The sequence below is a fragment of the Methylobacterium segetis genome, from assembly GCF_004348265.1.
GTDB classification, from domain to species: Bacteria; Pseudomonadota; Alphaproteobacteria; order Rhizobiales; family Beijerinckiaceae; genus Methylobacterium; species Methylobacterium segetis.
This window is the reverse complement of record NZ_SMNT01000150.1, coordinates 1-9,596: the sequence shown is the minus strand read 5'-3', so window position 1 is coordinate 9,596 and position 9,596 is coordinate 1. Positions and strand designations below refer to the sequence as shown.

The 9,596-nt window shown below is 62.4% G+C and carries 10 protein-coding genes; 3 read left to right on the top strand and 7 right to left on the bottom strand.

The features are described from left to right. The 3 genes from E1J50_RS24565 to madL all read right to left on the bottom strand — a co-directional run. The coding region (locus tag E1J50_RS24565; RefSeq protein WP_132256651.1) for a GntR family transcriptional regulator at positions 1-617 on the bottom strand (617 nt) is incomplete at its 3' end. Positions 618-620: 3 nt separating this feature from the next. Then, entirely contained in the window at positions 621-1,385 is a 765-nt protein-coding gene (gene madM, locus E1J50_RS24560; RefSeq protein WP_132256649.1) for a malonate transporter subunit MadM, read from the bottom strand. Positions 1,386-1,390: 5 nt separating this feature from the next. Beyond that, entirely contained in the window at positions 1,391-1,903 is a 513-nt protein-coding gene (madL, locus tag E1J50_RS24555) for a malonate transporter subunit MadL (RefSeq protein WP_132256647.1), read from the bottom strand. Positions 1,904-2,615: 712 nt separating this feature from the next. Here madL and E1J50_RS24550 point away from each other — a divergent pair. Beyond that, positions 2,616-3,179, top strand: coding sequence for a PAS domain-containing protein (locus tag E1J50_RS24550; RefSeq protein WP_132256645.1), 564 nt, complete (start codon positions 2,616-2,618; stop codon positions 3,177-3,179). Between the two features lie 692 nt (positions 3,180-3,871). Continuing rightward, the gene (locus E1J50_RS24545; RefSeq protein ID WP_245516740.1) at positions 3,872-5,182 is read left to right on the top strand and encodes an efflux RND transporter periplasmic adaptor subunit; all 1,311 of its coding nucleotides are present in this window, start codon (positions 3,872-3,874) and stop codon (positions 5,180-5,182) included. A 404-nt stretch (positions 5,183-5,586) separates the two neighbouring features. Here the strand turns inward: E1J50_RS24545 and E1J50_RS24540 are convergent, their stop codons facing one another. From E1J50_RS24540 to E1J50_RS24525, 4 genes are all read right to left on the bottom strand, one after another. After that, positions 5,587-5,796: a hypothetical protein gene (locus E1J50_RS24540; RefSeq protein WP_132256643.1), complete on the bottom strand. Its 210-nt coding sequence runs from the start codon at positions 5,794-5,796 to the stop codon at positions 5,587-5,589. A 737-nt stretch (positions 5,797-6,533) separates the two neighbouring features. Next, complete coding sequence (locus E1J50_RS24535) at positions 6,534-6,758, bottom strand: hypothetical protein (RefSeq protein WP_132256641.1); 225 nt, start codon at positions 6,756-6,758, stop codon at positions 6,534-6,536. A 162-nt stretch (positions 6,759-6,920) separates the two neighbouring features. Next, positions 6,921-7,202 (bottom strand): DUF6522 family protein, encoded by a 282-nt coding sequence (locus tag E1J50_RS24530; RefSeq protein ID WP_245516739.1) that lies wholly within the window; start codon positions 7,200-7,202, stop codon positions 6,921-6,923. Between the two features lie 57 nt (positions 7,203-7,259). Then, the gene (locus E1J50_RS24525) at positions 7,260-7,550 is read right to left on the bottom strand and encodes a hypothetical protein (RefSeq protein WP_132256638.1); all 291 of its coding nucleotides are present in this window, start codon (positions 7,548-7,550) and stop codon (positions 7,260-7,262) included. Between the two features lie 797 nt (positions 7,551-8,347). Between E1J50_RS24525 and E1J50_RS24520 the strand changes: the two genes are divergently transcribed. Continuing rightward, positions 8,348-9,454: a hypothetical protein gene (locus tag E1J50_RS24520; RefSeq protein ID WP_132256636.1), complete on the top strand. Its 1,107-nt coding sequence runs from the start codon at positions 8,348-8,350 to the stop codon at positions 9,452-9,454. Positions 9,455-9,596 lie beyond the last annotated feature (142 nt).

The following is a 9,596-nucleotide window of genomic DNA, read 5'->3' as shown; positions in this document are numbered from 1 at the left end:
GCGATCGCCGCCAGGATCTCGCCGTGCTCGGCTCGCGAGCGCTGGATGCGCTCGCCCTGGCGCAGCTGCGTCCGGCGGAAGGCCGCCAGCCGCGTGCGGATCGCGAGCGCCTGCTCGGCCATGAAGGCGTTGTGGGTCGCCCGGTAGAGCGCCTCGTGGAAGGCCCGGTTGAGGGCGTCGTAGGCGTCGACATCGCCCGCCTCGACGAGCGCGCCCGCGCTCTCGTGCAGGTCGAGGAGATGGCTCCGCTCCAGGGGCGTCATCCGGTAGGTGGCGAGCCGCACGCACATCGCCTCCACCTCGGCGGTCGTCTCGAACATGTCCATGATGCGCTCGGGCGTCATCCGGGTCACGACGACGCCCCGGCGCGGGCGCACCTCGACGAGGCCGCTCACCGCAAGCTGGCGCAGGGCCTCGCGGACGGGCGTGCGCGAGGCGCCGAACCGGTCGGCGAGGTCCTGCTCGTCGAGGGCGATCCCCGCCGCGAGCGTGCCCGCTGCGATCTCGTCCGTCAGCGCGTTGCGGATCTGGTCCGAGAGGAGGCCCCGATCCTCGGCAAACTCATCCCTGCCAAGTCCCTCAAGATGTTCTGGGTCGAGAGACGTGCGCAGAGGCATGCTTCATCCCACCAGAGCGCGCACGATCAGGAAGAACAGCGATGGGCCAACGAGGCAGCCGATGCCGGTGTGGAAAGTCGCCGTCAACGCGCCGTAGGGCACAAGCTTGGGGTCGGTTGCGGCTAGGCCGCCCGCCACGCCGCTGACCGTGCCCATCAGGCCGCCAAAGGCCATGGCTGAGCGCGGATTGTCGAGGCCGATGAACTTTGCCACCAGAGGCGTGCCGACCATCACCATCACAGCCTTGGTGACCCCGGTGGCAATCGACAGGGCCATAACGGTGGAATCGGCCCCGATCGCCGCCCCTGTCACCGGACCGACGATGTAAGTAACGGCGCCTGCCCCGATCGTCGTGATCGAAACTGCGTCGTGATAGCCGAAGGACACGGCCGTCAGTGCTCCCACGACGAAGGGCAGGATGGTGCCGAGCGCCAGTGCCACCACCCCGATGATGCCGGCCTTCCGAGCCTCGATGACGTCGACCTCAAAGGCGGTCGCCACGATGGCGAAGTCCCGCAGCATGGCCCCACCCATCAGGCCGATGCCGGCGAGCGCCGGGATGTCGGCGACCCCCTTCTTCCCACCCGTGTAAACCCCAGCGAAGTACGCGAACACCAGGCCGAGCACGATGGCGATCGCCGAGCCATGGACGCGCCCATGGGTCAAGCGCTTGCCAACGACGTTCGAGACCAGGATGAGAGCGCCAACTACGGCGAAGGCTGCGACGAGACTCTGCTCGACGAAGACGTGTTCGATCATGTGCGGCATCGCTCTCACCCCCTCGCATCGGAGAGGGAGGATCCCGCGGCAGGGGCTGTGGCATTCGGCGCGGAGGGCTTCTGGATGGCGGGATCCCACACGGGTGGCTCGTCGTAGACATCACCTGCGATCACTGAGCCGCCATGCTCGACCACCGGATTCGGCCCAGCTTCCCGGCGTCCGATCCGGCCGAGGAGCGCCACGCAGGCGAAGCAGAGGAGCAGTGAACCGGTAGCCGCGATGACCACGATAGGGCCGCCGCTCACGGCCGCTACGACGTTCTGCTGCGCTGCCATGGCGACCACGATCGGGATGTACATCGTCGACCAAAATTCGATACCCAGCGTGACGCCGTGACTGAGCCTGCCGTGGCGGATCATCCAGACCCGGGCGGCGATGAGCAGGATCATGGCGAGACCGACGCCGCCGACATTGGCCTTCACGCCGAGGGCAACCCCGAGAAGATCGCCGAGATAGACCCCAATCAGGGTGCAGAGGGCGAGGAGCGCGACACCGAAGATGGTCATCGGGCGTTCTCCTGCGTTGAGGGTAAAGTGCGGGCGTACTCTGCGCAGGAACTGAGGCTGGTTCTTCCGTTGGTCGGGCTCATGGTACGCCATCCTCCTTGACTTTTTTTGATCCGGCGCCCTTCTCCTTCGGTATACGATACAGCCCAAATTTTCCACAAAAGAATACAAACTTGGCATTAAACAGGTCGTAAACATACGCCATCTGTATATGGCTACGTTTCTGTATTTCGCGCGAATGCAGCGGCGCGGGGCATCAGCTGGGCGGCGAGGGCGTGCTTGCTGCTGGGTGCTCTGGCCAGTTGGTTCTGGACCGGGCTGACTGAGAGGATCGGCCGAGACCGGAGGAGCCGGAGATGAGACGAGGACAGAGGCCGCATTCGTCGCTGGGCTACCGGCTGCCTGCGCCCGTCTCCGTCCCTGGCACAGGGTTCCGTCTACCCATGGCCGCTACCCTGCAGTAGATGCGCAACTGGCTCGGTCCAAAATAACGGTCAAGGCTTGCATGCCAGAAATATTGCCAAGCTCTGGTGGACGAGATGTCGAAACGCTGTGATGAGGCACGCACCAGGCGTCGATTCCATTGCAATTGATGCATCAGTTCAGCGCAACGTCCAGACCACTCGGAGGTCGTTCAGCACGCGGACGCTTGGAAACGGATTGTGCTTCTTGTTGAGTTGGGATTAGCGTACTGCAAGCGCTCGCGCCACGGATGAGCGGGATGATCTGGGCAACCGACAGCGACGGGCTTCAGACGTACGTTAGTCCTGAGTGGTGTACCTTCACAGGGCAACAGCCGGGTGAGGTGCTCGGTCTTGGATGGCTCGACGCGGTCCATCCCGACGATCGGGATCACATCAGAATGTTCTTCCTAGACGCGACCGCATCCAGGGAGGAGTTCACGATGCGCTATCGGCTGCGGCACACGAGCGGTCGATATATCTGGGTCGTTGACGGTGCAGTCCCATCCTTCGGACCACCTCATCGCACCTTCCTGGGGTATCTTGGCTCGGTAGTCGAGATTGCACCGAGCGCGTCCGACGTCCTGACGGCCTTCGGTAGCAAGGGATCATTCCAGCCGCCCGTTTCCAGGGACCACGAGCCGGCGCGGTCGCCTTTTGATCTCATCGCTGATCACGTCCTGATCGCCCACACGTTCGCGGCTGAAACCGGCGACAAGGAGGTCAAACGCGCACTCGACCTCGTGCTGCGCGTGTTGCGTGTTCGGCTGAACGCTGCGCCCCATGAGCCCTACGGCGCAGAGGGTTTTCACTAATCGCGAACCTTCCGCCTTCGGCTGGCTGGGGCGCTCACATCCAGCCGATCCCTCCTGCCGGACATCGCCCGCGAGGAGATCCCCACCTTACCTCCTGCCGCCAAGCCAGACTGTGCTGGTCGTCGGCAGTCAGAGCCGCCTTCAACAGGTCGGCTAGAAACCGTCGGACGAAAGCTGCGGGGGTGCCGGGGGCGGGCTCAACCATAAGGATTAGAACTCCTTGCGAGCGCGCGGATGATTGGCCACCCAGGCATCACCGTCGGCTCACTGCGCTTGTCCAAACGTCCTGCCTGCAGATCGCTTGCAGGTTTCAGGCCGCCCGCTTTCTGCACCTCAACCATTCCTTAGGCTCAGTCCTCTCTGAAAACGCGATAGATCGTCTTCATCTCATTGTGCTGGCGGATCGGCTCTCCGGTGCGGAGGATGATACACGAGATCTGTTTGGGCAGGCCATCGAACTCCCCCACAGCGACCCGCACAGCCTCAAAGTGGCTGCACTCACGGATGCGGCAGATGGCCGAGGAAGATGCCTAGTGCAGCTAAGCCGCTGAGCAGCTTCTCCTCACTCCGTTAGGTTCTCAGAGTTCCTGCCAAGAGCATTTCTTGCCTCGACGCCTGTACGGACTTGGTGATGAACTCTGGGCATTGTGAAGCAGATTTGCCTTCTGTGCGTTAATGTTGGGAAGCGATCGATGCTGGCCCAAGCGATCGAGCGCTTTTCTATGGGTGCGACGCCGATGAGCGATGCGCATGGCCGGAACGGCAGACCCATTGTCCTGAAGCCCTGGCTCCAGGTCCTGATCGTCTTGGTGCTCCTAGCCGGTGTGGGCGGGACAGTCTGGTATCAGCGCTCGACCGGAGCGACAGCGGCCCCGTCGACGGCACTGATCGCCACGCCAGCGGCCCTCGTTCAGCCTTCTCGGCGGGACTTCGCGCTCACGGAGCGGCAGCTCGCAACGCTCACGACGGCGAGTGTGGAGCACAGGTTCTTCTATGAGGAGATTGTCACCGAAGGGAAGATCAGCGTCGACGAGTACAGGGCGACACCGATCTTCTCGCCTTATCCGGGGCGTGTCGTCGCGATCTTCGGGCAGACGGGGCAGTACGTGAGACAGGGCGTGCCGCTCTTCTCCGTCCAAGCGAACGAGATGGTTCAGGCGCAGAACGATTACCTCGCCGCCCTCAACGTACTAAACAAGAGCCGCGCCCAATCCCTCCACGCGCAGACGGTCGAGAAGCGCCTCCGCGACTTGTTCGAGACGCGCGCGACGACCCTGCGCGAGCTTCAGGTCGCGCAGAACGACCTTTCGAACGCCACGAACGATCTCAAGACGGCCGAGGTGGGGCTGGAGGCGGTACGCAACCGCCTGCGCATCCTCGGCCTCAAAGATCCCGACATGACCGCCCTCCAGCAGAAGGGCGTGATCAACGCCGAGACGATGATCAACGCGCCGCTCTCCGGCACGATCATCCAGCGCAAGATCGGCCCTGGGCAGTACGTCGCCACCGGCGGGGCAGACCCCTCCTACGTCATCGGCGATCTGTCGCTGGTCTGGCTCGTTGCGCACCTGCGCGAGCCCGACGCGGCCAAGGTGATGCTGGGTGAGCGGTTGCTGTTCCGCGTCCTCGCCCATCCGAACCGGACCTTCGAGGCCCGGGTGAACTTCATCGGGACCTCCGTCGACCCGTTGACGCGGCGGATTGTCGTGCGCGGCGAGATCGACAACAGCGACAACCTGCTCAAGCCCGAGATGTACGCGAGCGTCCGCATCATCAAGGAATACGACATCGTCTCGCTCTCCGTTCCGCGCCGGGCGGTCATCTTCGAGGGTGAGAAGGCGAGCGTCTGGGTGCTCAAGGACGGCAACGTGGTCGAGCACCGCCGCATCACGCCCGGCACGCTGAATGACGACAATTTGGAGGTTGTCGAAGGCTTGGCGGCAGGCGAGACCGTGATCTCCAAAGGCGCGTTGTTCATCGACCGCATGGCGACCCAGCAGTGACGTCAGGGTCGCCGGCGCGCCGAAGAGCGAGCGCGAGGTATGTACCGTCACGCGCGCTTCATGGCCGGGGCCACCGAGCGTCGGCGCGAACTCGGCACTTGGATTGGGCTGATGCGGGCAAATGGCCGAGGTCGTCGCCTAACGCCGCAGGCTGCTCGGCGGCGTCCCGATCCAACACTGAGATCTAGCGCGCAAAGAAAAACCCCGGCGGGGCCGAGGCCGAAGGTCGTCTCTGGGGCAAAAGCACGGCCGCGGAGGGGAGGGAAGCGGACCGTGCATCGGATCAACGGCTCCGCTGATCACCCGTTCCTCTCAGCTCTGGGCCTCCCGCAGACACAAAAAAGCCCCGCCAGGATCTGGCAGGGCTCATCAGCTTGCGGGGTCAGCACTACGTGCGGGCTCGCTCAGGCGGCGCGCTTGGCAGCCACGGCCGGGACGTTCTCGTTGCTCACCTCGACGCGGCTGACCTTGCCGACAGCCGGCGCGGTCTCGGTGATGGCGACGAACTCGCCAGCGGCGGCAGCCTTCGGGCTCAGGCGGTCGGCCACAAAGGCGACCAGCGCGGCGTTCGCAGCGCCAGCAACGACGGCGGCGGTCAGGAGCAGAGAGATCATGGTAGGCGTCCGGTGCGCTTGTTTGCGTTGCAGTGCTTATGCCATCGAACGCCTTCTTGTGGCATGCCAGATGCCAAATGCCAGCCTTGCGTTTGTCGCATAGGTACGAGCAATTTTAGGCCTAGACCCAACATTTTTGCATTATGGTGCTCGTTCGATCAGCCCACCGAGAGCTATTCTGCAGTCTCAGTGTCCACTCATCAGACTGGATCGTTCCAGTAGGATCCGAGACGGAGCTCGATGACGTCCCAAAAGCCCGAAACCACTCCATTGGAACGGCTCTGGGGCGGTCCACTGGGCAAGCCCTAATGGACTTGGTGGAGATGAGGCCGCGGGTATCGCCACCCTCAGCATGATCGTCTCCGAACCAGCTCGACTGTGCACAAAATCGCCACCTCTCCACGAGCAATGAAAGATGATGCTTGCTGGGAGATGGCGTGGCGGCTAGAAGGCCGCCACCCAGACAGAAAATGGGCCGCCCGATGTGAGCGGCCCGCAGTCTAGGGAGGAAACGCCCACTGAAGGGCCAGTGCGGCGACGCCATCGCCGTGCTGTCGTCGTGGCATATCCCACACCGCGCCTCAGTGCTCCAGCACACATTTGTTGGTGCTGGCATGCCAGAGGCGCATGCCCAAGCTTCAAGGGTGCGAAGCCTCAGCATCAGCCCCTGTGGTGTGGAATGGCAGGATGCCTTTCCGGGCCCATCCTGACATCTGCCAACTCCTCCACAAGGCGCCTCAGCAGATCTCGCCGCTCTCGGCTTTCAGATGCCGCTCGACCTTGCCGATCACCGTGCAGGGATCGTAGCCGCGCTGCTTCGCGAGCAGCAGCAGATCGGTCATGAGGTCGACGATATCGCAGGCAGGAATACCGCCGGCCCAACGGCGATTGGCGCCTTCCGCGTGCAGGAAGGCATCCAGTGCGATTTGGGCGAGGTCGGCTCTCTCAGCTTCCGTGGCCATGGGCGTGCTCCTCGGCCGCCAGGCCTTGTGGTTCGCTCGGCCCGGTTCGGCCCCGCGCGTGCTGCGCTCAAGCCAACGGGCAAGCAGGCGCTGCGGTTCAAGGATGTGCCGCGGCTCGACAATCAGCTACAGGCAGGCCTCAACCGACGCTTGGGAGCAGGATCAGCTTCGACGCTCGCTCAGCAAGGTGCCGTCTCTATCGAAGATGCCCTCCCATGCCGCGGAAGAGGCTCGGATCGTGATACGCGATCTGCCCTCATCCTCGTCACAGCCGGGATCGAGGCGGCTGGAAATAAGCCCCAGAGACAGTTGACGCTTGAGGTAGCTCACCGAGACGCCCAGTCGGGCGGCAAGATCGCGCGGATCGACCAGCCAGGAACCGTGAGGGTCGAGAGTAAACCGCATAGCGTAGCCTCCGGCCAGCTCAGCAGCAGGGATGGTCATGAAGACCGGATAGCGAGAATTCCTGGACTGCCGTGCAGCCCATGTAGGAGAAAGAAATCAGGCTGCCAGCTTTTCCATCGAAGCAAATGGCGAAGTAGCCGCGTCCTGTTGATCCGATACCTGCCGGATCATCTTTGCGAAAAGCCGGGGAAGATCCTCGGAGCGGGCCAGCTCGCCGCACGACACGGTGGCGATCCGCGTGCAGATCGCGTTGGTGTTCAAAGCGGTCAGTCCGAGCGTCGTGAGCCGCAATTCGATGATGGCGCCTGTGCGTTCCCGCTCTTCCTGAGCGTAGATCCAGGCAGCTTGAAGTACTTGTGTAGAATTTTCCTGCGTCAGGTACGTCATCCTAGCACCCGCATCGCCTCAAACATTGATGCTCATCGTAGTTCAACGCTGGGGTGGGAAGCTGTGCCGCAAGGAACACACAGGTATCGCAGTCGATCACTGTGTCGGTCAGGCCACATACGTTTGACGCGCCGGAGGTTGCACGAGGCGTGTTAGAGATGCTGCCGACATCGGAGCCCAGATCATCGAGCCTCCATGAATGTAGCTCTCGCATGCGCCTGATCGTGCTCGAAAGGTAGGCCGCTCTGGCCACAGCATGACGGAAAACCGAGTCGGTCTCCAGATCACCCCGGCCTGTAACCCGCCAGAACTCGACAGTCGGTACGATCACCCGCCGCCAACAACCCCGATCAGATTCTTCTAGCTCTCCAGATCCAGGTTAGCGGCCCTGCTTCGGAGGGAACGTGAACCGACGGCTGATCTGCTGCACGAAGTTGCTCGAAAGCTTCCAGGCATGGAACGCAGGCGCGGCCGCCAGGAGCCCCGGGGCCGTCAGAAGCGGAAGGAGGTCGTCCGTTGGAATGCCAGCCCCCGGTCCAAAGGCTTCAGGAATGTATGCCGCAGACCAGCTGCAAATGCGCCGGGATTCTACACCCAATAGCACATGGAGCTCGCCCAAAATTACGATACCTGAGCGTACAAGTTGATACGGCCCAGCATCGCCAACGTACTAATAAGTACAGTTAAATTTCGATTTCGCCTTCGAAAAGTCTCCGCGGCCGACACATTCCTGCCACACTTACCTCAATGTTAACGGCATTCGCAACACACATTAGTTATTTGCAAAGGATTACTGCATGGCGGAGCAAGCGATCAGTGCGCATGTGACGATGTACGGCTGGCCTGACAATGACCCTCCTGGAGCCGGGATTGCATATCCTCAACTGCATCAACAGGCGGGTGGTACGGGCACCTTCGAGGACCCAATCACATTCGCAAGCGATTCGCGTGATTTTGCTCCGGGAACCAAAATCTATGTTCCATATTTGCAGAAATATTTCATAATGGAGGATTATTGTGCTGATGCAGTCGCAAGTACAACCGACGCACCGCATGTTGATCTTTGGGCTGGCGGCAATGCAAACTCAAATGTCTCTAGCATATTGGCGGTAGAAAACGCAAACACGCGCGATTCCGCTCAGATTATTGTGAACGCAGAGGCGGGTCATCCAGTCAATGTGACGCCATTTGATGGCAGCTCATCGGTTCTCGGCCCAAATTCATCTGGTGGAGAGGGCGTTAATTCTCCGACGGCTACGAACACAAGCAGCACGACGGACGTGACCACGGCGGGAGGGGCCGCGACCACCGGAACGACTGTCACCACGGACGCGATCAAGACGACCGCGGCCGCTATTACCGATACGAGCGCCCCGACGGACGTGAACAAGACCACGGCTGGCGCCACCGATGCGAGCGGCGCAACGGACACGACCGAGACAACCGCGGCCGGGCCGACCGTTACGACTGGCACAACGGACACGATCAAGGTGACGGCGGCCGATACTGCCGACACGACTGATACGCCTAAGCCAACCGCGGCCGGGCAGACCGTTACGGCCGACGCCACGGATACGATCAAGGTGACGGCGGCCGACACTCCCGATACGAGCAGCACCACGGACACGACGCAGGTCAATTCGGGAGCGCCGACGCATCATAGCTACTGGCACCATTCGCGGAGCCACGGCCATGGTGACAGCTTCGTGTTCGACGCCCCCCAGGCCGGCAGCACCACCGCTCCGAGCCATACCGCCGACGCGGCCGACCTGACGAACACCGCGACGAACTCCGATGCGGGCGATCCGGGTGTCCACTACGGTGGTTGCGCCGACCACGTCGATGCAGGGCAGGCCGATTTCTGGGGGAACGTGTTTAGTCATCACACCGACTTTCACATCTGAATGAAAGAGGGCCGCTCAGTCGAGCGGCCCTTCCTTAAGGTTGAGGCCCGACGTTTCCATAACGCCCAGCCGGCGGATGTCTGCTTCGGAGACTCCGCCGATGGTTGCTAGACGGCCGCAATGGGCGCAATGCTGAAGGTCA